The following is a 19,633-nucleotide window of genomic DNA, read 5'->3' on the forward strand; positions in this document are numbered from 1 at the left end:
ACTTGTACCCCCGGCACTGGCAGCAACCCGCCCGATCCCTCACAATCCCGCCGCTCTGCCCCATGAATTCAAGGAAACCGGCATGAATACACTTGAGTGGAACAAAGCCGCCCTGGCGAAATACCTGTCGACCCATCCGACCTTGCAGGATGAAATCAAGGACCTCAGCCCCGAAGAGCAGAAGCAGCAGGCTCAGTGGGCCTTTGAGGATGAAGCCGAGCATCTGGGCATTGAGCCTTGGGAACTGGCGCTGGAATTGATTGCCGAATCCCCGGAACAACTCAAGAGCATGCGGCTCGAAGCCCACGCACAGGTGGCCGAAGCCCTGGGCATGGACTGGGACGAGTATTGCGAGCTGAACGAGATCGAACAGTAATCCCGGGCCTGAAGAAGGAATAACCCTGTCATGAACCACTCCTCAGAAGCGGGCGCAGCCGTTTACTCTCCCCTGACGCTGAAACTGTATGACTGGTGGGTATTGGGCGTTTCCAATCGTTTCGCCTGGCAATGCTCGACCACGGATGTGTTGCAGCCGTTCTTCAATCGCCATGTGGGCAAGCGTCATCTGGATGTCGGTGTCGGAACGGGCTATTACCTGGCCAATGCCCATCTGCCGACGGACACTGAAGTGACCCTGCTGGACCTGAACAGCAGCAGCCTTGAGGCAGCCCGTCAACGCTTCGGGCGCCCGGGCACCCAGGTGATCCAGCACGATGTCTTCAAACCCTTCGGGCCTGAACAGGCCACCGGATTTGACTCCATCTCGCTGTTCTATCTGCTGCATTGCCTGCCCGGCACCATGAGCGACAAGGCCCAGGCTTTCGCGAACCTCAAGACCCGTCTCAACGCCGACGGCGTGCTGTTCGGCGCAACCATTCTGGGTGACGAAGCCGGGCATAACGGATTTGGCAGCAAGCTGATGGCCGTCTACAACAAGAAAGGCATCTTCGGTAATCGCAGCGACAGTGTCGCCGGTCTGCGCGATGCCCTAAGCCTGCACTTCAAAGACGTCACGGTCGAGGTTTCGGGAAAAGTGGCACTGTTTACGGCCAGATCGCCTCTTGCCTGAAAGAACAGTCGAACTGCCCGATCATGACCGATCAGTCAGCGCTTTACCTGATGGTTGCAGCTGAGTAACGTCTGCCCATCCCAACAAGAAGGAATTGCGCCATGAGTGATCTGATCTCGTACCATCTGGAAGACGGTATTGCCACGCTGACCCTCAACAACGGTAAGGTCAATGCCATTTCTCCGGATGTGATCGTCGCGTTCAATGCCGCACTGGATCAGGCCGAGGCAGATCGCGCAGTGGTGATCGTGACCGGTCAACCGGGAATTCTTTCGGGGGGCTACGACCTCAAGGTCATGACGTCCAGTGCCGAAGCGGCTATCGGCCTTGTGGCCCAGGGCTCGACACTGGCCCGTCGCATGCTGGCTCACCCCTTCCCCATCATTATCGCCTGCCCCGGCCATGCCGTGGCCAAGGGTGCCTTTCTGTTGCTGTCCGCCGACTACCGGATTGGTGTCGAAGGGCCTTTCAACATCGGCCTGAACGAAGTACAGATCGGCATGACCATGCACCACGTCGGCATCGAGCTGGCCCGTGACCGCCTGCGCAAGTCGGCCTTTCACCGTTCAGTGATCAATGCCGAGATGTTCGATCCCGCCGGTGCCATGGATGCAGGTTTTCTGGACAAGGTGGTTAGTGTCGAGGCCTTGCAGGAAACGGCACTCGACGCCGCCCGGCAGTTGAAGAAGATCAATATGAATGCGCATCGCAAGACCAAGCTGAAAGTGAGAAAGGCGTTGCTCGATACACTGGATGCCGCGATAGAACTCGATAAACAGCATTCGCTCTAAGCCTTGCATTCGATTGATTTGCATCACTGCCACTCCAGAATGAAGAAGCGATACAGACATGGGCCGAGTCGTTGCAGCAGCGGTTTATAGCAAAGGCAAGAAAATCACCAACATCACCCTCGATGAAGGCGCGGAATGGGCAGCCAGGCCAGGGCATTTTGTCTGGATAGGTCTGGAACAACCCACCCCTCAGGAGCTGGCAAGCCTCAAGCAACAGTTCAACCTGCATGAACTGGCCATCGAAGATGCACTGGAAGTCCATAGCCGCCCCAAGCTGGAAACCTTCGGCGATGCGCTGTTTATCGTCACTTATGCCCCGGTGCGGGAAAACGGCAAGCTGCAGTTCATCGAAACCCATATCTTCGCCGGCAAGGGCTACATCATCACGTCGCGCAACGGCCACTCCAAATCCTACGGAGTGGTCCGTCAGCGCTGCGAGGCCCGCCCCTTGCTGCTGGAGCATGGCGAGGACTTCGTGCTCTATGCCCTGCTGGACTTCGTGACCGAGAACTATCAGCCGGTAACAGAAGCCATTCATGCCGAACTTGAAGTACTGGAACACAGCGTGCTCGGCGGAGCGCTGAACGAGGCCGATATCCAGCGCATCCACAGCCTGCGACGCGACCTGCTGCGCCTGCGCCGCTATGTCTCGCCCATGGTAGAGGTGGGGGAAGAATTGCAACGGCTGAGCTTTCCCTTTATCGACAAGAACATGCGCCCGTACTTTCGCGACGTGGAGATCCACGTCAAGCGGCAGATGGAAGACCTGGGCAATCTTCGCGACATCGCCAGCCAGACGATTGAAATCGGCCTGTTGCTGGAGTCGTCGCGGCAAAGCATCGTGCAACGCAAGTTTGCGGCCTGGGCGGCCATTCTTGCACTGCCGACCGCCATCGCCGGGGTCTACGGCATGAACTTCGAGAACATGCCGGAGCTGAGCTGGCACTACGGTTATTTCGTGGTGCTGGGGGTAATCGTCAGCGGTTGCAGCGGCTTGTTCGTCAGCTTCAAGCGCTCGGGCTGGCTGTAAACAGACATCAAGGAGTAGAAACTGTCGTTGCCTCGACCGTCATCTCGGCCCTCTGTTCAATGGAAAAAAGGGGCCTTCAGAGCGTTGAACATGGGCCAGGATGCAAACAACGCACTCGCTCAACGCTTGTTACCCAGCAACGGCAACTGCGCCAGCATGTTTTTCATTGAAAGGGCATCCCACGGAAGGTGCTCAGCGATGCCCAGACCAACCACATCAACAGCATCAGCTACATCCGTAAGCAGCCGGAGCACTTCGGCTATCCGCATCTTGCCTTGTGCTATGCCATCGAATGTCCCGGCAGGAGCATTGGGATTGGCGAACAGCAATGCGCGAAACTCATTCGGGTCCAGCACGTCCAGATCGAAATGAATCGCCAGATGTCTGGCATTAATACTGGCCAGCCAGTCCAAAACCGGTTTGCTGCTCTGGGCCAGCTCTTGTGCCCCGAAGCCTTTCAGCCCGTGACGTTTAATGAATTCGCTCTCAACCGGCAGGGTTTCCTGAAGACCCGCATATAAAAGACGTTCGGGTTTGATCGGGGTACTGACAAACCGCGTGAAGTCCTCGTCGCCATGTCCTAATAGATTCCCCAGAACCATCGCATGGGCATGTTTGAAATCCTGAGGCGTCATAACGTCTGGGTGAGCATCAACCCAGAGAACCGCCAGATCTCCGTGATAGCGCTGATTGAGATAAGCAAACGGTACAAGGTCCACCAGGCAGTCCCCACCCAGAACAACGATTCGATCAGGGCTGTGTCTGTCGATCAGTGCCTGGGCGTTCAATTGCTGATTGAGTAGCGCCTGACGCCCGACGATGCCGTTTTCTACCACCAGAGACTGGCCGTCGGGCTCCGCCACATCAACGCTTTCAACAGGCCCGTCCGCCTCTGGAGCAAGCCAGGCCAACAGCTGGGCACCCAGAAAGTAAGGTGGATTGTTACCTCCCTGCCATTGTGGAAACAGCAGGCGCAGCGTCTTGTTCGAGGTCGTACTCATCAAGACTCCTTCAGTCAAAATTTCTTGATTCATGGTGAACAGCCACGCTTTCAGCTGTACCAGATTTTAGGAAGATGGCTTTAAAAGCAGAAGATCGGAATAATCAAGCTTACTGTTAGTAAAAATCATAACAATGACTTACCCCTGAACCATGTCTCTTGGCACTCGGTATGGTGACCAAAGATCAGGAGTTATTATGGATTTCGCGGAAAAACTACAGGTCTTCACGACAGTAGCTGAGCTTCAGAGCTTCGCTCGTGCCGCGCAGGCACTCGGCCTGGCGCGTCCGAGCGTCACCGTGGCAATCAATGAGCTTGAAAAGGAAGTAGGTGCCCGGCTTTTACATCGCACAACCCGGCGAACCACTCTTACGTCTGAAGGCAAGGCCTACTATGAGCAGGCGGCTCTTACCTTGAATGCAGTGGGAGAAGCCCGGAATTTTTTTGGCGGGGGATTATCCGAACCGAAAGGAAGGTTGCGGGTGGACATGAGTAACTCACTCGCCAAGTCGATGATCATCCCCAATATCAGCGCCTTCAAGGAGGCATACCCACAGGTTGAAGTGATACTGGGCGTGAGTGATCAGCAAGTCGACCTGATTGCCGAAGGTGTCGACTGCGTGCTGCGAATCGGAGAGCCATCCCCTACAAGCCTGGTGAGTCGCACCATTTACCGCGATCCCTTTATCATTTGTGCCTCTCCTGACTACATCAAGACTCATGGAGCCCCCATGTGCCTGGACGACCTGAAAAATCATTTGGGCATCGTCTACTTCTACGGCCGCGAGCGGAAGACCAAAGAGTGGGTATTCAATGTCAATGGAAAGCCACAATCCATCCGCATGAGGCCTGCGCTGCAGGTCAACAACCATGATGCTTATGTTGCGTGTGCCGTGAATGGATTGGGCCTCGCCCACGTGCCTTTGATAGGCGTACAAAAAGAGTTGGCCGCTGGCAGCCTGGTGCAGGTATTGGCAGCCGAGGACGCAGGGCATACGCCAATCTCGGTTATGTATCCAGCCCGGAAATATTTGCCCATTAAAGTCAGGGTCTTCATTGACTGGGTTATCGCAGTATTCCAGCAACTGCCGGACTCACCTGTTGGCATGAGCTCTAATCACCACATAACGTAGAGCAACAGAAAGACTGGCGCAAAGCAGTACAGAGGAATGAACCGACTCAAGCGGGACGATCCACCAGAACCGTCACGCAGCAATGCCGCCAGGCAAGCACTTGGCGACCGTCTTTAATACTCAACCTGCAGACAGATAGACATTCCTGGCACAAGCTGCGCCAGGAACATCGTCTTTCAGACCACGCCAGTATCCGGCTTGTGCGCGACAAAACGCATCATCCACTCGGCCACCGTTGCACCATGGTGCTCATGGTCCAGGCTCGCCAACCCGTTGCGATACACCTGCTCGCCCAGTGATTGCTGCCGTATATCCAGCAAGGTGCGTGAATACTCATGGATGAACTCGGGATGCCCCTGGAAACACAGCACCTGATGATTGATGTGATACGCCGCGTACTGGCAGAAATCGCTGGAAGCGATCACGGTGGCATTCTCCGGCAAGGCCGTGACCTGATCCTGATGGCTGATCAAGAGCGTCAGGTTGTCCATGGCCGGTGTCATCCAGGACGCTGCATTGGCCAGACGGTAATGATGGATACCCACTCCCCAGCCCTGGGTGGCGCGCTCGGTCCTGCCTCCCAGCAGCAACGCCAGCAACTGGTGCCCGAAGCAGATCCCCAACAGTTTGTCGCCACGCTCGTACAACTTCAGCAGATAGACCTTGAGGGTCTGAATCCAGGGATCGCTGCCAAAGGAGTCCGCCTTGCTGCCCGTCACCAGGTAGGCATCGAAACGTTCGTCTTCTGGCGGATAGACGCCCTGCATCACGTTGTAGACAGAAAACTCTGCGGCAATCGGCTGGCGTGAGAACAATAACTCGAACATCCGCCCATACCCCTGATACTGCTCGACTAGTTCCGGGCGCAGGATGTCGGTTTCCAGAATGCAGATGCGTAACGGCATAAAAAAGACCTGAAACAGTGAAAAGGCAATGGGCACGGGCAAAGCCTGCCTTGAACATGGCCCCCAAGGCAAGGAGCCCTTTGCCAGTATTGGCAAGAAAACCTGAATCATCCCGGCAAAAGAACAAAAAAGAAGATTCCATCGCCCCGGCAGTATCTGCACCCCTTAAAAACCGTGCCCTCCAGTCGTAAGAGATTTCTTACCCTGACGAACGGTTGCCGATGAGCGCCCACGCTCAACGTGTCTAGAAGAGGCTTGTCCAGTCGGCAGATAAATCGTTCATAACCATTCAAAAAGAAAAATAAAAAAATAAATTCCAAACAGTTCTAAGCCTGATACATCGTGGCCTCTAAGGTTAAATCTGTAACGGGAGACGCGATAAAAACACCGTACAGCGTCATGTCTCCGGCCTAGTGGTCGGGACCACCTGTTCGTCAGCACCACCTTTGCCAGCTGCCCGATTTCCAAAGGAATGAATTCGGTGAGCTTTTGTCGCTCAGGAATAACAACAAAAGGCCGTCAGCCATGTTCAAGCATTCGAAAATACGTCAGGCGGGACTTATTGTATTCGCCACCACTCTTCTGTTGATCCTGCCGAACCTGAACCGCTTGTTCGGCTGATTCGACATGCCCTACCCGGCCGCCGATAACTGTGCCAATCTTCCCACTCGAACGATGGGAGACGGTTTTATGCGTCAATGGATAGCAGTGATTGCCCTAGGCTTGAGTTTCACGGCCCAGGCGGGCGAAGTTGAACAGGCCGCAGCAGTGACAGCCTTGAAGGAAGGGAAACTGGCCGTCGATGTGCGCAGTCAGACCGAATACGATGCCGGCACCGTCCTCAATGCCGTACGTGTCGAAGATGCACGTCTGGTCAATCAGTTGAAACAAGTGCTCAACGACCGAAACGCCACCTTCGTCATCTTCAGCAGCTCGAACGAGAAAGCCAGCAAGGCGCAGGACAAGCTCAGGCAGGCGGGTTATTTCAGCGTCATCAACGGCGGCAATTACGAAGAACTGCATAATGCGCTCTACGACATTACCGATGACCCGGCGGAGTAACGTGCTTGCGTTACTCACTCCTGCTGGCCGCCCTGTCGCTGGCCCTGCCTCTGCAGGCCGCTCAACTGAGCATTGAGCTGGCCGACGGCACACAGACGCTGGAAACCGCACAACTGCTGAATCATCCTGACGTGCAGGAGGTGCGAATAGCCAATGATGTGTCCTACAAACACCCCATGACCTATCGCGCTGTCCCGATCGCCCGGTTGCTCACAGGTGTTCAGCCCGACGCGCACCTTCAGATCATCGCAACCGACGGCTTTGCCGCGGAAATGCCTGCCGCACCGCTCCTGCAGAAAGACGGCGCACAGGCCTGGCTGGCCATCGAGGATCCTACTCACCCCTGGCCGGGACTGGGTAATGGTTCCCACACTGCCGGTCCGTTCTATCTGGTCTGGACTCACCCCGAGGCCAGCAGGATCAGCCCGGAACAATGGCCTTATGCGATAGGCAGGATTCGTTTGCAGACGTCTGTGGCCGAGCGCTTTCCAAAACTGATGCCAGACCCGCAGTTGGCCGCGAACGACCCGGTCAATCTGGGGTTTGCGCTGTTCCAGAAGAATTGCCTGGCCTGCCACCGGCTCAACGACGCTGGCGACTCGCAGCTAGGCCCGGACCTGAACCTGCCTCACAGTCCGACGGAATACTTTGCTCCCGGCTATCTGAAGCGTTACCTGCGCGACCCGCAGAGCCTGCGTCACTGGCCCCAGGCAAAGATGCCCGCCATCTCGCCAGAGGTTCTGTCGGATGAAGAGCTGGAGCAGATCATCAGTTATTTGCAGCATATGGCGCAGCGTAGAGGTCGTTGAGATAGAGGCCATTGAGACTTTCGCGGTTGAAACCGCTCCCACGGAGCGATTTCATTGGCGAAAGGCTTACTGGTGCTGTACCTGAACCTGAGGCTGGACGGACACCTTGGCATGCATCTGCTCGTAACCGCCGCCACGGCGCATGCCGCGCACCGGGCAGGCATCCAGATAATCCAGCCCCACGGCCAGTTTCAGGTGGCGCGCAGGAATGGAAAGCTGGTTGGTGACATCGAAGCTGTACCAGCCATCGTCGATCCAGGCTTCGGCCCAGGCATGACTGGACAGATGATCACTGCCATCGCTGTAGAGGTAGCCAGAAACATACCGCGCCGGCACACCCAGGCTGCGGGCGCAGGCCAGGAAGGCATGGGTGTGGTCCTGGCAGACACCTGAACGACCGGCGAACGCCTCGGTCGCACGGGTATCGACTTCCGTTGCGCCCGGCGTGTAAACGATGTGCTGATTCAGCGCCTGCATCAAGTCGATCAAGCCGGTGCGATCCGTGCGCTTGTGGCTCTCTTTGACAGCAAACGCACGCATGGCATCGTCGGCTTCGGTCAGCCGGGTGAAACGCAGGAACGGCAACGCCGACTGGCTTTCGTGCTCGGCCTCACGGGTTTCGTCGATTTCGACCTGACCCCGGGCACCGATGATGATCGCCTCATGGGGTTCGTCCAGCGTCAGGACGTGCAGGATATTGCCGAACGGATCGATCTGCGCGCGCACCGGGCGCGGCAGGTTCAATTGCCAGCTCAGCACCTGCTGACGCTCGCTGTCATGGGGCGTCAGACGCAAATACTGGATACTGGCGCGCACCTGATCTTCGTAGTGATAGGTGGTTTCGTGACTGATCGAGAGTCTCATGCAGCCTCCAGGTATGAAGTGTGGATAGCGTCACCCAGTTGGGCCAGCAAAGGAATGAATTCGTTCAACCATTCGTGCAGCCCCTCCTCCAGGATCTCGTCGATACCGGTGTAGCGCAGACGTGCATCCATTTCTGCGGCCATGCGCTGCGCCGGGCGTCCGTTGGCACCGGGCAGGATGGAAAGGATCTGGTCCAGCTCTTCCAGGCAGGCCCGCAGCGAACGCGGAATGTCGGCACGCAGCAACAGGAGTTCGGCCACATGGCGCGCACCCGGCGCATCGCGGTACAGCTCGGTATACGCCTCGAAGGACGACAAGGCACGCAGCAACGCACTCCACTGGTAGTAACCGGCCGCTGAATTGTCCGCCGCCGCGTTGGCCTGCGGCCCGCGCAGTTCAAGCATTTCATAGCGCGCATCGAGCATGCGCAGGGTGTTGTCGGCCCGTTCGATGAAGGTGCCCAGGCGAATGAAGCGGAACGCATCGTTACGCATGATGGTGCCGTAGGTCGCCCCCCGGAACAGGTGGGAACGCTCCTTGACCCACTCACAGAAATGGCTCATGCCATAGCGCGCCAGACCCTGTTCGGCGATCCCGCGAATTTCCAGCCAGGTGGAGTTGATGTTCTCCCACATGTCAGCAGTGATCCGGCCCCGTACCGCATGGGCACTGGCCCGTGCGGCGCCCAGACAACTGTAGATACTGGCCGGGTTGCCCGCATCCAGAGCAAAGAAATGCAGCATGCGTTCGGCATGCAAGGCACCGTGACGCTCCACATAGGCGTCCAGGGTTCCGGTAATCAGCAGCGGCATGGCAATTTCATCCAGCCCGCCGCGCCCGTCCTGGGGCATCAATGACAGCGAATAACTCACGTCCATCATCCGGGCGAGGTTCTCCGCTCGCTCCAGGTAACGTGACATCCAGAAAAGATCCGAGGCAGTTCGACTTAACATTGGCAGGTATCCTTAATCCTCGACCACCCAGGTGTCCTTGGTTCCACCGCCTTGAGACGAGTTCACCACCAGCGAGCCTTCGCGCAACGCGACTCGGGTGAGCCCGCCAGGCACGACGCGGGTTTCGCGGCCGGAAAGGACAAAGGGGCGCAAGTCGATATGTCGCGGTGCGATGCCGTTCTCGACGAAGGTCGGACAGGTCGACAGGGACAAGGTCGGTTGGGCGATATAAGCGTGTGGCTTGGCTTTGAGGCGAGCACGGAAAGCTTCGATTTCGGCAGCGGTTGCAGCCGGCCCGACGAGCATTCCGTAGCCGCCGGAACCCTGGGTTTCCTTGACGACCAGATCCCCCAGATTCGCCAGCACATGGGACAGCTCTTCGGGTTTACGGCACTGCCAGGTTGGCACGTTCCTCAGGATCGGCTCTTCGTCCAGGTAGAAACGGATCATGTCCGTGACGTAGGGATAAATCGACTTGTCGTCCGCCACCCCTGTACCAATGGCGTTGGCCAGCACCACATTACCGGAGCGATAGGCCGACAGCAGCCCTGGAACACCAAGCATCGATTCGGGATTGAACGCCAGCGGATCGAGGAAGGCATCGTCCAGACGACGGTAGATCACATCGACCGCTTTCGGGCCGTCAGTGGTGCGCATGAAGACGCGGTCATCGCGAACGAACAGGTCAGCCCCTTCCACCAGTTCGACACCCATCTCGCGCGCCAGAAAGGCATGCTCGAAGAAGGCACTGTTGAAGCGCCCCGGCGTCAGGACCACAACGCTTGGGTTGTCCAGAGGGCTTGAGCTCTTGAGCGTGTCGAGCAGCAGGTTCGGATAATGATCGATCGGAGCAATGCGTTGCGCAGCGAACAGTTCCGGGAACAGGCGCATCATCATCTTGCGGTCTTCGAGCATGTAGCTCACGCCGCTGGGAGTACGCAGGTTGTCTTCAAGCACGTAATACGTGCCATCGCCATCGCGCACCAGATCGACCCCGGAGATATGCGAATACAGGTCGCGATGCAGGTTCAGGCCCTGCATTGCCAGCTGGTATTGCTCGTTGGCCAGCACTTGCTCGGCAGGAATGATGCCCGCCTTGATGATCCGTTGATCGTGGTACAGATCGGCCAGGAACATGTTCAGCGCCTTGACCCGCTGAATGCAGCCCCGCTCCACGATTCGCCATTCACTGGCCGGAATGCTGCGCGGGATCGTATCGAAAGGGATCAGCCTTTCGGTCCCCTGTTCGTCACCATAGAGCGTGAACGTGATCCCGGCGCGATGAAACAATAAATCGGCTTCACGCCTGCGCTGAGCCAGCAGCTCAGGGGGCGTATCACCCAACCATCGGGCAAACTCCCGATAATGCGGGCGGACCTGGCCGCCAGCGTCGTACATCTCGTCATAAAAGGTGCGGATCATGCCGTACTCCTTGTCACCATGGACCCCAAGGCCTTCGCAAGGCCCGTGCCATCGGCATAAACGCTTTGATATCAACAAGTTATGTAAATCAAAGACATCCAGCGCACCATTCCTGTGCAATAAACGACTTAGCAAATTCTCCTACGCTTCATTCAGAAGCGTCGCTCAATCGCAAAACCTATCACCAGCATAGTCAGAGTTGATTTCATGGTTGGATATTAGTTCGCCATAATCGGCCCCAAGCGAAGCAACACTGGCCTGAACCTCTGGTTCGACTTTTTCAGGATGTACCGCGACCTCACGCTTTTCCTCACAGAAATTCCCTTTGAGCCACTCCAACGAGTGGCTTTTTTTTGGGTCACGGAATTTCGGAACGACAAAAATTGACCATATTGTTGCCGGACAAGGAGTTGAAAACGTTACGAACCGGAAGGAAAAGAATGCGCAGAAACACGACCGGCCAATCCGGAAAATATCCGCAATTGGCCGGCAATGGTTTTATCGAAGTGGTTCAAGCGTGTAGTCGTCTGATCTCTGCCGTGACGCCCCAGCCTTCGACCTCCCCATCCAGCGGTGAGATCATGCTCTGGAAATCCTGCTCGAAATCTCCGATACCGTCATAGGTGGCATACATCACCTTGCTCAACTGCAGGTGCCACGCACCGTCGTCACGCACGTTGATCTGTGTATTGATGGATTCACCACGAAATTGCCCTGCTGCCTGCCGTGCCCGTTCCTCATCCGGGAATACGGCATAAAACTCGATGGGATAGCTCCGTGCAAAATCAAAACCGCCTTCTTTCATGCGGCGCAGTACATGACTGCTGATGTCCTCTTGATAGGCTGTGCTCATGAAACGTCCTCCTATGCAACGATAGATAGAGTTTCAACTCTTCCAGAACAACCACCGGGCGGCGGCCGTCACACAACAGTTAATCCGAAGTGGGGAATCAAGCATGAAGCTGACCAAACCGGGTCTATAAACCCCGGTGTTAGACATGTGGAGGCCGACGTGTCGGCCTCGCTTGCAGAGTAGACCCATCCCTGGCCATATGCCAAGTCTCTGGACCACAAGTCTTTTCAGACTCGTGAATCACGTGACTTCTGTGATGGAGATGATCTGCACACTGTTATGGTCCTTGAGTGTCTTGACGGTGGGCTCCTCCGTTCGCCCTTCCAGATCGTTGAGATTCAGTTCACCCGTGACCGGGAACAGAATCGGACGCAGGAGACGTGCCGCAACCTCCTCGCTCGGGCGCTCAAGAGAATCAACATCATGACGCTGTTGAACACCATCCTTGTCGAGATACGAAATGGCCCACTGTTTCATCGATGCCTCCAGAAACAGGCCAGAACGCTGGCCTACAGTGATCTGGACCTGTTGATACCGGCATTCGTTCCAGAAAAGAAAAAGGCCCTCGCAATCGATGCCGAGGGCCTTTGCCAACCGTACGAAACGATCAGTTAGGGTTCTTGCTGGCCTCTACCCCGGCCGTGTTATCCAGAAGGCTCTTGGTGGCGGTCTGCAGGAAGCTTTCCAGCTTCTGCTTGAGCTCGGCCGTGTCTGGTGCATCGGGAACCAGTTCCGCATGCGGGTTGGCACCCAGGGTATAGGTCATCACCTTGGCAGGCATTTCCGTCGGTTCGATCAGGATGCGGTTGCCGTGAATGATGGCCACCACCTGCTCGCTGCCCGATGGCTTGATCACGCCGAAGCCCTTGTCGCCCTTGGGCAGGTTGAGCAGGTCACGGCCCCAGCACTGGTTACGGGTTTCACCGCCCAGACGCCCCATGATGGTCGGCACCACATCGACCTGTGTGCCCACGATACTGCTGCGCTGGCCGAACTTTTCCTGCACACCCGGCCCGATCAACAGCAGAGGCACGTTGAAACGACCCAGGTCCATTTCCGTCAATTGCTGCTTGTTGCCGAAACCATGGTCACCCAGCACGACGAACAGGGTGTTCTTGTAGTAAGGCTCTTTCTTGGCCTTCTCGAAGAATTGACCCAGCGCCCAGTCGGAATAACGCATGGCGGTCAAATGCTCGTCCAGCGTACCGTGCCCCGTGACGCGCTCGACCGGCAGGTTTTCCGGCAAGGCATAAGGCGTGTGGTTGGACAGGGTTTGCAGCAAGGCATAGAACGGCTTGCCATTCTGGCGGGCCTTCAGCTCTTCTGCGCCACGGTCGAACATGTCCTGGTCGGACACGCCCCAGGTCGGATCGGAGAACACCGGATTGACGAAGTCCTCACGGCCAACGAAGTTGGTCATGCCCTGGTTGCTGAAGAAACCCGACTGGTTGTCCCAGGCAAAGTTGCCGTTGTAGACATAGACATCATCGTAGTTACGACCGGCACTCAGCAGTTGCGGCAAGCCCGACAACTTGTGGCTGCCTTCGGGGGTCTGCATCAGGTACTCGAAGCCCGGCAGGTTCGGGAAACAGGCCATGGTGGCGAACATGCCCTGATGGGTATGGGTGCCGTTGGAGAAGAAGCGATCGAACAGCAGGCCTTCCTTGGACAGTTTGTCGAAGTATGGCGTGATGTTGGATTCGTCACCCAGAGCGCCCACCGAGTGACCGGCGAAGCTTTCCATCAGAATCACGACCACATTGCGAATCGGCAGCGTGTTCTCCACCGGAGGCGTGAAGTCCCGGCGCACGGCGGCAGTATTCGGATCGATCAACCGGTCATTACGGGTCAGCAGCATGTCGCGCACGACCTGCTGCGCCTGATCCTGAGGCAGGGTCGCTTTCCAGATATTGTCACGGTCTTCGGACATGCGGCTTTTCGCAGCGGTCACCAGCGTCAATGTGCCGTTCAGGCCCAGCTGGTTGGCGAAATTCGAGTCGGTGGTGTAAGCATCGCCCCAACGCAGCGGCGGGCCCTGACGCAAGGTGCCGCGAGCGGAAATGACCGCGATGACCAGCACGATGAAGAAGATGCCAACGCGCATGTACCAGGGGGCGATCGAACGATTGCTGCTGCCACCGGCACTGGATTGACGCGGACGGGTGACACGGTCAATGCCCTTGAACACCAGACTCAGCAGCCAGGTGACCAATGCCCACGCCAACAGGTAGCGCACCACCGGGAAACCGTACCAGAGCATGCTCAGGACCGTCTTGGGATCTTCCTTGATGTACTGGAACACCAGGCCATTGAGGCGCTGGTGGAATTCCCGGTAGAAGTCCATCTCGATCAGGCCAAGGAACAGCGTGATGCTGCCGACCAGCGTCAGCCAGAACCGGAAGAAGCCTCGTGCCGACATGGCCCTGGCGCTGAACAGCGACAGCATCAGGGGAATGAGCAGATAGATCGTCAGGCGCAGGTCGAAGCGCATGCCGTTGAACAGCGCTTCGATAAAGGTCGATGCCGGCGTACTGCCAATCATTTCACGGTTGTAGACCAGCAAACCGATACGCAACAGGGTGTACATCACCATCAGGGCCAGGCCGCTGAGCAGTATGTAAGCCAGATGTGATTTGACGTTGGGGGGTTGCAGGCGGGACAAGGCTTGCCGATGAATCTGGGCGTCCGTATTGGCCATGTTTATCAGGATCCGGTGGATTCAAGGATTGAGTTCAAAGATGCGAAACCTGCCGACCTGAGACCGGAGGCAGCGCGCGAAGCGGCTGATAGTACGTGATTACCATCTTTTTAGCGCTGGCAGGGGTTGACCCTGAGCGAGCGCGCGACATTCTGGGCAAGGGGGTGTGAAAAATTTGTCGTACGACGGGGAGGCAACGCCTGCAATCATTGCGATGCAGGCGTAACCCGGGCTGGCACAGACAACGCCTGCGCCCTGCTCAAACCTCAGTCATTGCTGGGTTTGTTCACCGCTTGCAGCACGTACTGCGGCAAGGCAAAGGCACCGATGTGGATTTCCGGGTTGTAATAACGAGTAACAATGCCGCTGCCGGCAAAGCGCTGACGCAGGGTTTCCAGCGGCAACTTGCGATAGGCCGTGTTGGTGGAACCCCAGGCAAAGGTCATTGCACCGCCGATGTAGGTCGGAACGGCCGCCTGATAGAAGTGCCAGTCCGCGAACAGGCCGTTCATGCGCCCGGCAGTGGTCTGTACGCCGCTCAACTGCATGAAAGGCGTGCCATTCTGAGTGACCAGAATGCCGTCGTCGTTCAGGCAACGGTGGCAGGCCTGGTAGAAGTTCTCCGAGAACAGGACTTCACCCGGACCGATCGGGTCGGTGGAGTCGGAAATGATCACGTCGAACTTCTCCTCGGTGGTCGCGACGAAACGCATGCCGTCATCGATCACCAGGTTCAGGCGCGGGTCCTCGAAAGCACCGCTGGAGTGATTCGGCAGGAATTCCTTGCACATCTCGACCACGGTGGCATCGATCTCGACCATGGTGATGTGCTCGACACTTCTGTGCTTGGCGACTTCACGCAGCATGCCGCCGTCACCGCCGCCGATGATCAGTACGCGCCGGGCAGCGCCGTGCGCCAGAATCGGTACGTGAGTCAGCATTTCGTGGTAGATGAACTCATCGGCCTCGGTGGTCTGGATCACACCATCCAGCGCCATCACGCGGCCCATGCGCGGGTTCTGGAAAATCACCAGATGCTGATGCTCGGTACGGACTTCATGCAGCATCTTTTCCATACGAAAGCGCTGGCCATAGCCTTCGTATAACGTTTCCTGATAATCGCTCATGGGTAAGCTCCCGATAAATACTGATGACAGGACGGCCGACCGCCCACAAGAAAGGCGCGCATTCTACGTTGCGAACGATGACAGGTCGAACCTCTACCGCGGATAAATCGATTCCCGTGGGCTTTTTCAGATCCGCACATTGCCTCGCGGCCCGACAATCGCCCAGATAATCAGCCCCAGTACGGGGAGCAGCAGGATCAGCAGTATCCACAGGACTTTCGCCCCGACCCCGGCACCGCTTTTCAGTACGTTGAGGATGGCCCAGATATCCAGAGCCAGAATGACCAAGCCGACAAGGCTATTGAACGTGGAACCCATGACATTTTTCCCGATGGATTAATGACGTTATAGAGAATAGTCGGCCCCATTGAACCAACGGCAGGTTTTCAGGCTCGGAAATTGAGTTCACTATTCCTCGAACCCTTGTTTTCAGGCAGGTCATCCTTCATGCAGACACCTTTGCAACCCCGGACGCTATGGGCAACATGGTCGGCTCAGGTCCAGACCAGCCCACTGGTGAGTCTGGGATTCTTTCTGGCACTGATCATCATTCTTGGCCTGGGGGCCGCCAGTCTTTATAACGCCTTCTTCGGAACCAACCAGAGCAATCTGAACCATGCCTTGATCGGCGGCACCGCCGGTTTCGGGGCGACTGCGCTGGGGGCCGTCATGGCCGTCGCGTTTCGCAATATCAGCCAGCGCACCCAGGACATCATGCTCGGTTTCGCGGCCGGGATGATGCTGGCCGCCAGTTCCTTTTCCCTGATCCTGCCGGGGCTGGCGGCGGCCCGTGACATCACCGGCAGCGGCCCGTTCGCGGCAGCCACGGTCGTGACCGGGCTGGGTCTTGGCGTTCTGTTGATGCTTGGCCTGGACCGATTCACGCCACATGAACACGAAAGCGTCGGCCGCCAGGGACCGCATGCCGACCGCATCAACCGGGTCTGGCTGTTCGTGCTTGCCATCACCCTGCACAACCTGCCCGAAGGCATGGCCATTGGCGTCAGTTTTGCCGGTGGCGACCTGAACGTCGGCCTGCCGCTGACCACCGCCATTGCGATTCAGGACATTCCGGAAGGCCTGGCCATTGCCCTCGCCTTGCGGGCCACCGGCCTGTCGCCGTTCAAGGCCATGCTCGTGGCGATTGGCTCGGGTCTGATGGAACCCCTGGGTTCGATGGTGGGCCTGGGGATTTCCAGCGGCTTCGCGATTGCCTACCCACTCAGTCTGGGGCTGGCTGCCGGAGCCATGATTTTCGTGGTGTCCCACGAAGTCATCCCCGAAACCCATCGCAACGGTCACCAGACGCCCGCAACGCTGGGCCTGATGCTGGGCTTCGGGGTGATGATGTTTCTGGATACGGCGCTGGGTTAGCCCTTCAACGCCTTCAATGCCGGTGCGGCATGGATGCCCACCTTTTCGGCCAGTTCCAGCACTCGCGCTTCATCACAGCCGTAGACCAGCACGGCCTGCAATTCGTCATCCAGCGGCTGGCTCAGGTTCATGAGCACATAACCGCCCATTTCCTTGTTCATGCTGCTCAACTGAATCTGGATACGGTTGAGCGCTGTCAGCGCCTCGACCTTGGCCAACTGTTTAGGCTTGATATTGAAAGCCACGTCCTTGCCGAACGACTGGACGATCTGCTCGAAGAGGTCCATGTAGGTGTCCGCCTGGAACAGCACGGTTTCCGGCAGGCTGCCGATCACGACCCACTCCCCCAGAGGGATTGGAAAGGTGTCGTCGTAATTGATATCGGGATTGGCCGCCAGAAACGCTTCGGGGTCGGCATAGGCCTGGGCGGCTTCGTCGGCGATGCGTGCAATCTCGTCATCCCCCATGCAACCCGAACTGATTTTGCCGATGAACTCAATGAGGGTGTCTTTCATGGGGGGATTCCTGAATGGAGAGCAAAAAACGAGGCGCGAAGGATAGCGGGAAACGCTGCGCACCTCTATCGATTCAGGATTTGATCGCTCAAACGCCAAGCCTGCTCAGTTGTGCGGCGGTCTCGGCAGCGCCCATGGCCTGCGCCGCCCCCAGCGCACTGACGCCCTTGGCATCGCGAGCATGCGGGTTGGCCCCCTGTTCGATCAGGTAATCCACGATTTCCGTGCGGTTGAACATGGCCGCCATCATCAAGGCCGTGCGCCCGTCCACGGAAGCCCCTTCCACATCCGCTCCCGACTCCACAAGCAGCCTGACCACTGCCAGATCGCCCTTGAATGCCGCCCCGGCAATCGGGCTCTGACCATTGTCGTTGCGGATTTCCGGATCGGCCTTGTGGTCAAGCAGCACCTGGACGGCGTCCTGATGGCCGTAATAGCTGGCCAGCATCAATAAGGTATCGCCCTTGTGATTGCGCAGATTGGCAGGCAGACCTTTTTCCAGCAGCCGGTTCAACATGACGGCATCTCCCTGACGCGCCACCTCGAACACCTGTTCGGCGAACTCGGCGGCTTCGTCGGCAGTCATGGATTTCGGCTCATTGATCGTTGAATCGGTCATACGTCACTCCTTGGCGCAAAGGCATGATTTTCACTTGTGGCAGTAAGCACTCTGAACGCAAGTCTTGCCATAGGTGCCTTCAGGGTCAAGCTATGCGCCCGATAGGAAAATATTCCACCTCCTTTTCACGCCTTGCCGCCCCCCCATAACCAGCAAAATGCAGGATGCACGATGACCTGTCATGCAAAATGCACGAAAGATGAAAATCATCATATTCACAACATATTGATTTATAAGGATTTTATTTGAAAACCATGATGGCATGGACACTGCAATAGTCCTTCCAAGCTTGTTATCCCATGAGCCATGGAGCCGCTAGACATGTCTTTCATCCAAGAAAAATTTGCGTCCGTCTTTTCCAACTACTCCGTTACCACCCAGCCTCGTCCGGATGGTGGCGTCCTGCTCTCATTGCGAGATTCCGAAGGCAAACAGATTCGTCGTTCCATTTCCTATGCACAGCTGCACACACCCGTGCAGCTTGAATGGGTGATCAGTGCCATTCGTCGCGACCTGGCCGCCCAGGCCAGTGAGCTGCCTGCCATTTCCATGCTGCAAAGCCAGCATCGCTTTGACTTGCCGACCTATCACACCCGTTGATCGATCGTGCCGCCGATCACGGTCGGCGGCAAACGACCCTGTTTTACCTGATCAGACCACGACACAACGCTTCCCCTACCGCTTGCGCCCGATTGGCAACGCCGAGTTTCCCGTAGATCATCTTGAAGTGGTATTTGACCGTGGCTTCGGAGACCTCGCGAATCGAGGCAATTTCCCAGGCAGTCTTGCCATCTCGTGCCCACTGCAATATTTCCAGCTCCTTGCCCGTCAGACCATGGGACCGGAACGTCGTGCCCCTGCCGACCATGTGCAGCACGGGTACCAGGCTGCTCAACAGGTAACGGTCATCGGTGGTGGCATTGCGCTGCATTGCGCTCAAGGTACAGACCGAAGTCACGCCACGAATGCCCCGGCACTGACTGGAATATCCGTAAGACAAGGCAGGCATGAGTCGGCATGCCTCAACGGCCGAGTCATAGCCATCGGGCGCCTGGTATTGCTTGAACGCTTCTCGCCAGTCCAGAAAACCCAGGGTATTGCGATAGCTGCGAATGACCGGGTCCTCCGTTATCAGTCGGCGACTCCGATAGATATCCCCCCAGACGTCCTCCACATTGGAGGTAATGAACGTCAACAGTGACGGCCCCTTGAACTGATAGAACATCGCACGTTCACACCGGCACTCGCGCCTGAGCCACTGGAGTGCATTTTCGATAGCGACCTGCCCATCGACCTCGGTAACACTGTTCACCATCTGCTGTATCAATAAACCCATCGTTGTATTTACTGTCCTTGCACTGCACATCTTCGGCCGCTCCTGTTTCATTCCCCCTGTAGGCACAGCTGAT

General features: G+C 57.1%; 22 protein-coding genes. 9 read left to right on the forward strand and 13 right to left on the reverse strand.

The features are described 5' to 3' along the window. Positions 1 to 82: 82 nt before the first annotated feature. The 4 genes from ACIPY9_RS21175 to ACIPY9_RS21190 all read left to right on the forward strand — a co-directional run bounded on the left by ACIPY9_RS21175 (position 83) and on the right by ACIPY9_RS21190 (position 2,890). Positions 83 to 376 carry a DUF6388 family protein gene (locus ACIPY9_RS21175; RefSeq protein WP_400706011.1) on the forward strand — a complete coding sequence of 98 codons (294 nt, stop codon included), beginning with the start codon at positions 83 to 85 and terminating at the stop codon, positions 374 to 376. A 30-nt stretch (positions 377 to 406) separates the two neighbouring features. Beyond that, positions 407 to 1,069 (forward strand): class I SAM-dependent methyltransferase, encoded by a 663-nt coding sequence (locus ACIPY9_RS21180; protein WP_400706014.1) that lies wholly within the window; start codon positions 407 to 409, stop codon positions 1,067 to 1,069. Positions 1,070 to 1,170: 101 nt separating this feature from the next. Beyond that, positions 1,171 to 1,860, forward strand: coding sequence for a crotonase/enoyl-CoA hydratase family protein (locus tag ACIPY9_RS21185; protein WP_400706017.1), 690 nt, complete (start codon positions 1,171 to 1,173; stop codon positions 1,858 to 1,860). Between the two features lie 58 nt (positions 1,861 to 1,918). Next, positions 1,919 to 2,890, forward strand: a complete 972-nt coding sequence (locus ACIPY9_RS21190; RefSeq protein WP_400706020.1) for a magnesium and cobalt transport protein CorA — start codon at positions 1,919 to 1,921, stop codon at positions 2,888 to 2,890. Between the two features lie 119 nt (positions 2,891 to 3,009). Here ACIPY9_RS21190 and ACIPY9_RS21195 read toward each other — a convergent pair whose 3' ends face one another. Then, a complete protein-coding gene (locus ACIPY9_RS21195; protein ID WP_400706197.1) occupies positions 3,010 to 3,891 on the reverse strand; it encodes an arginase family protein in 882 nt (293 codons plus the stop codon). Positions 3,892 to 4,087: 196 nt separating this feature from the next. Here ACIPY9_RS21195 and ACIPY9_RS21200 point away from each other — a divergent pair, with 196 nt between their 5' ends. Beyond that, positions 4,088 to 5,023, forward strand: a complete 936-nt coding sequence (locus ACIPY9_RS21200; RefSeq protein WP_400706023.1) for a LysR family transcriptional regulator — start codon at positions 4,088 to 4,090, stop codon at positions 5,021 to 5,023. 176 nt (positions 5,024 to 5,199) lie between these two features. Here ACIPY9_RS21200 and ACIPY9_RS21205 read toward each other — a convergent pair whose 3' ends face one another. Continuing rightward, positions 5,200 to 5,928, reverse strand: a complete 729-nt coding sequence (locus tag ACIPY9_RS21205; protein WP_400706026.1) for an amidotransferase — start codon at positions 5,926 to 5,928, stop codon at positions 5,200 to 5,202. A 690-nt stretch (positions 5,929 to 6,618) separates the two neighbouring features. Here ACIPY9_RS21205 and ACIPY9_RS21210 point away from each other — a divergent pair. Next, the gene (locus ACIPY9_RS21210) at positions 6,619 to 6,990 is read left to right on the forward strand and encodes a rhodanese-like domain-containing protein (protein ID WP_400706029.1); all 372 of its coding nucleotides are present in this window, start codon (positions 6,619 to 6,621) and stop codon (positions 6,988 to 6,990) included. 5 nt (positions 6,991 to 6,995) lie between these two features. Further along, positions 6,996 to 7,799, forward strand: coding sequence for a c-type cytochrome (locus ACIPY9_RS21215; RefSeq protein ID WP_400706032.1), 804 nt, complete (start codon positions 6,996 to 6,998; stop codon positions 7,797 to 7,799). 66 nt (positions 7,800 to 7,865) lie between these two features. Here ACIPY9_RS21215 and ACIPY9_RS21220 read toward each other — a convergent pair whose 3' ends face one another. The 8 genes from ACIPY9_RS21220 to ACIPY9_RS21255 all read right to left on the reverse strand — a co-directional run bounded on the left by ACIPY9_RS21220 (position 7,866) and on the right by ACIPY9_RS21255 (position 16,034). Then, positions 7,866 to 8,663, reverse strand: coding sequence for a transglutaminase domain-containing protein (locus tag ACIPY9_RS21220; protein ID WP_400706035.1), 798 nt, complete (start codon positions 8,661 to 8,663; stop codon positions 7,866 to 7,868). Further along, positions 8,660 to 9,616, reverse strand: coding sequence for an alpha-E domain-containing protein (locus ACIPY9_RS21225; RefSeq protein ID WP_400706038.1), 957 nt, complete (start codon positions 9,614 to 9,616; stop codon positions 8,660 to 8,662). Before ACIPY9_RS21225 ends, ACIPY9_RS21220 begins: the two co-directional genes overlap by 4 nt. A 12-nt stretch (positions 9,617 to 9,628) precedes the next feature. Further along, positions 9,629 to 11,038 carry a circularly permuted type 2 ATP-grasp protein gene (locus ACIPY9_RS21230; RefSeq protein ID WP_400706041.1) on the reverse strand — a complete coding sequence of 470 codons (1,410 nt, stop codon included), beginning with the start codon at positions 11,036 to 11,038 and terminating at the stop codon, positions 9,629 to 9,631. A gap of 511 nt (positions 11,039 to 11,549) precedes the next feature. Next, positions 11,550 to 11,891, reverse strand: coding sequence for a ribonuclease E inhibitor RraB (locus tag ACIPY9_RS21235; protein ID WP_400706044.1), 342 nt, complete (start codon positions 11,889 to 11,891; stop codon positions 11,550 to 11,552). 240 nt (positions 11,892 to 12,131) lie between these two features. Next, a complete protein-coding gene (locus ACIPY9_RS21240) occupies positions 12,132 to 12,368 on the reverse strand; it encodes a hypothetical protein (RefSeq protein WP_400706047.1) in 237 nt (78 codons plus the stop codon). Between the two features lie 130 nt (positions 12,369 to 12,498). Continuing rightward, positions 12,499 to 14,589, reverse strand: coding sequence for an LTA synthase family protein (locus tag ACIPY9_RS21245; RefSeq protein ID WP_400706050.1), 2,091 nt, complete (start codon positions 14,587 to 14,589; stop codon positions 12,499 to 12,501). Positions 14,590 to 14,855: 266 nt separating this feature from the next. Further along, the gene (gene speE, locus ACIPY9_RS21250; protein WP_400706053.1) at positions 14,856 to 15,716 is read right to left on the reverse strand and encodes a polyamine aminopropyltransferase; all 861 of its coding nucleotides are present in this window, start codon (positions 15,714 to 15,716) and stop codon (positions 14,856 to 14,858) included. A 126-nt stretch (positions 15,717 to 15,842) separates the two neighbouring features. Next, on the reverse strand, positions 15,843 to 16,034 hold the full coding sequence (locus tag ACIPY9_RS21255; protein ID WP_400706056.1) for a PLDc N-terminal domain-containing protein: 192 nt from the start codon (positions 16,032 to 16,034) through the stop codon (positions 15,843 to 15,845). 129 nt (positions 16,035 to 16,163) lie between these two features. On the opposite strand from ACIPY9_RS21255, the gene ACIPY9_RS21260 reads away from it, so the two are divergent. Next, the gene (locus ACIPY9_RS21260; protein WP_400706059.1) at positions 16,164 to 17,090 is read left to right on the forward strand and encodes a ZIP family metal transporter; all 927 of its coding nucleotides are present in this window, start codon (positions 16,164 to 16,166) and stop codon (positions 17,088 to 17,090) included. Here ACIPY9_RS21260 and ACIPY9_RS21265 read toward each other — a convergent pair. Together ACIPY9_RS21265 and ACIPY9_RS21270 are read right to left on the reverse strand one after the other, a co-directional pair. Further along, complete coding sequence (locus tag ACIPY9_RS21265) at positions 17,087 to 17,605, reverse strand: hypothetical protein (protein ID WP_400706062.1); 519 nt, start codon at positions 17,603 to 17,605, stop codon at positions 17,087 to 17,089. The genes ACIPY9_RS21260 and ACIPY9_RS21265 overlap by 4 nt on opposite strands. An 88-nt stretch (positions 17,606 to 17,693) precedes the next feature. Then, the gene (locus ACIPY9_RS21270; RefSeq protein ID WP_400706065.1) at positions 17,694 to 18,224 is read right to left on the reverse strand and encodes an ankyrin repeat domain-containing protein; all 531 of its coding nucleotides are present in this window, start codon (positions 18,222 to 18,224) and stop codon (positions 17,694 to 17,696) included. A gap of 321 nt (positions 18,225 to 18,545) precedes the next feature. Between ACIPY9_RS21270 and ACIPY9_RS21275 the strand changes: the two genes are divergently transcribed. Then, on the forward strand, positions 18,546 to 18,824 hold the full coding sequence (locus tag ACIPY9_RS21275) for a DUF3509 domain-containing protein (protein ID WP_400706068.1): 279 nt from the start codon (positions 18,546 to 18,548) through the stop codon (positions 18,822 to 18,824). A gap of 43 nt (positions 18,825 to 18,867) precedes the next feature. On the opposite strand, the gene ACIPY9_RS21280 is transcribed toward ACIPY9_RS21275, so the two are convergent. Then, positions 18,868 to 19,590: a LuxR C-terminal-related transcriptional regulator gene (locus ACIPY9_RS21280; RefSeq protein ID WP_400706071.1), complete on the reverse strand. Its 723-nt coding sequence runs from the start codon at positions 19,588 to 19,590 to the stop codon at positions 18,868 to 18,870. Positions 19,591 to 19,633 lie beyond the last annotated feature (43 nt).

It is taken from the genome of Pseudomonas sp. NPDC089734 (assembly GCF_044748865.1).
GTDB lineage: Bacteria > Pseudomonadota > Gammaproteobacteria > Pseudomonadales > Pseudomonadaceae > Aquipseudomonas.

Coding starts and splice junctions, on each gene's coding strand:
- ACIPY9_RS21185 (WP_400706017.1), top strand. CDS start 1,171: ATGAGTGATCTGATCTCGTACCATCTGGAAGACGGTATTGCCACGCTG.
- ACIPY9_RS21205 (WP_400706026.1), bottom strand. CDS start 5,928: ATGCCGTTACGCATCTGCATTCTGGAAACCGACATCCTGCGCCCGGAA.
- ACIPY9_RS21235 (WP_400706044.1), bottom strand. CDS start 11,891: ATGAGCACAGCCTATCAAGAGGACATCAGCAGTCATGTACTGCGCCGC.
- ACIPY9_RS21220 (WP_400706035.1), bottom strand. CDS start 8,663: ATGAGACTCTCGATCAGTCACGAAACCACCTATCACTACGAAGATCAG.
- ACIPY9_RS21280 (WP_400706071.1), bottom strand. CDS start 19,590: ATGTGCAGTGCAAGGACAGTAAATACAACGATGGGTTTATTGATACAG.
- ACIPY9_RS21275 (WP_400706068.1), top strand. CDS start 18,546: ATGTCTTTCATCCAAGAAAAATTTGCGTCCGTCTTTTCCAACTACTCC.
- ACIPY9_RS21210 (WP_400706029.1), top strand. CDS start 6,619: ATGCGTCAATGGATAGCAGTGATTGCCCTAGGCTTGAGTTTCACGGCC.
- ACIPY9_RS21190 (WP_400706020.1), top strand. CDS start 1,919: ATGGGCCGAGTCGTTGCAGCAGCGGTTTATAGCAAAGGCAAGAAAATC.
- ACIPY9_RS21265 (WP_400706062.1), bottom strand. CDS start 17,605: ATGAAAGACACCCTCATTGAGTTCATCGGCAAAATCAGTTCGGGTTGC.
- ACIPY9_RS21245 (WP_400706050.1), bottom strand. CDS start 14,589: ATGGCCAATACGGACGCCCAGATTCATCGGCAAGCCTTGTCCCGCCTG.
- ACIPY9_RS21180 (WP_400706014.1), top strand. CDS start 407: ATGAACCACTCCTCAGAAGCGGGCGCAGCCGTTTACTCTCCCCTGACG.
- ACIPY9_RS21195 (WP_400706197.1), bottom strand. CDS start 3,891: ATGAGTACGACCTCGAACAAGACGCTGCGCCTGCTGTTTCCACAATGG.
- ACIPY9_RS21255 (WP_400706056.1), bottom strand. CDS start 16,034: ATGGGTTCCACGTTCAATAGCCTTGTCGGCTTGGTCATTCTGGCTCTG.
- speE (WP_400706053.1), bottom strand. CDS start 15,716: ATGAGCGATTATCAGGAAACGTTATACGAAGGCTATGGCCAGCGCTTT.
- ACIPY9_RS21260 (WP_400706059.1), top strand. CDS start 16,164: ATGCAGACACCTTTGCAACCCCGGACGCTATGGGCAACATGGTCGGCT.
- ACIPY9_RS21200 (WP_400706023.1), top strand. CDS start 4,088: ATGGATTTCGCGGAAAAACTACAGGTCTTCACGACAGTAGCTGAGCTT.
- ACIPY9_RS21270 (WP_400706065.1), bottom strand. CDS start 18,224: ATGACCGATTCAACGATCAATGAGCCGAAATCCATGACTGCCGACGAA.
- ACIPY9_RS21230 (WP_400706041.1), bottom strand. CDS start 11,038: ATGATCCGCACCTTTTATGACGAGATGTACGACGCTGGCGGCCAGGTC.
- ACIPY9_RS21240 (WP_400706047.1), bottom strand. CDS start 12,368: ATGAAACAGTGGGCCATTTCGTATCTCGACAAGGATGGTGTTCAACAG.
- ACIPY9_RS21175 (WP_400706011.1), top strand. CDS start 83: ATGAATACACTTGAGTGGAACAAAGCCGCCCTGGCGAAATACCTGTCG.
- ACIPY9_RS21225 (WP_400706038.1), bottom strand. CDS start 9,616: ATGTTAAGTCGAACTGCCTCGGATCTTTTCTGGATGTCACGTTACCTG.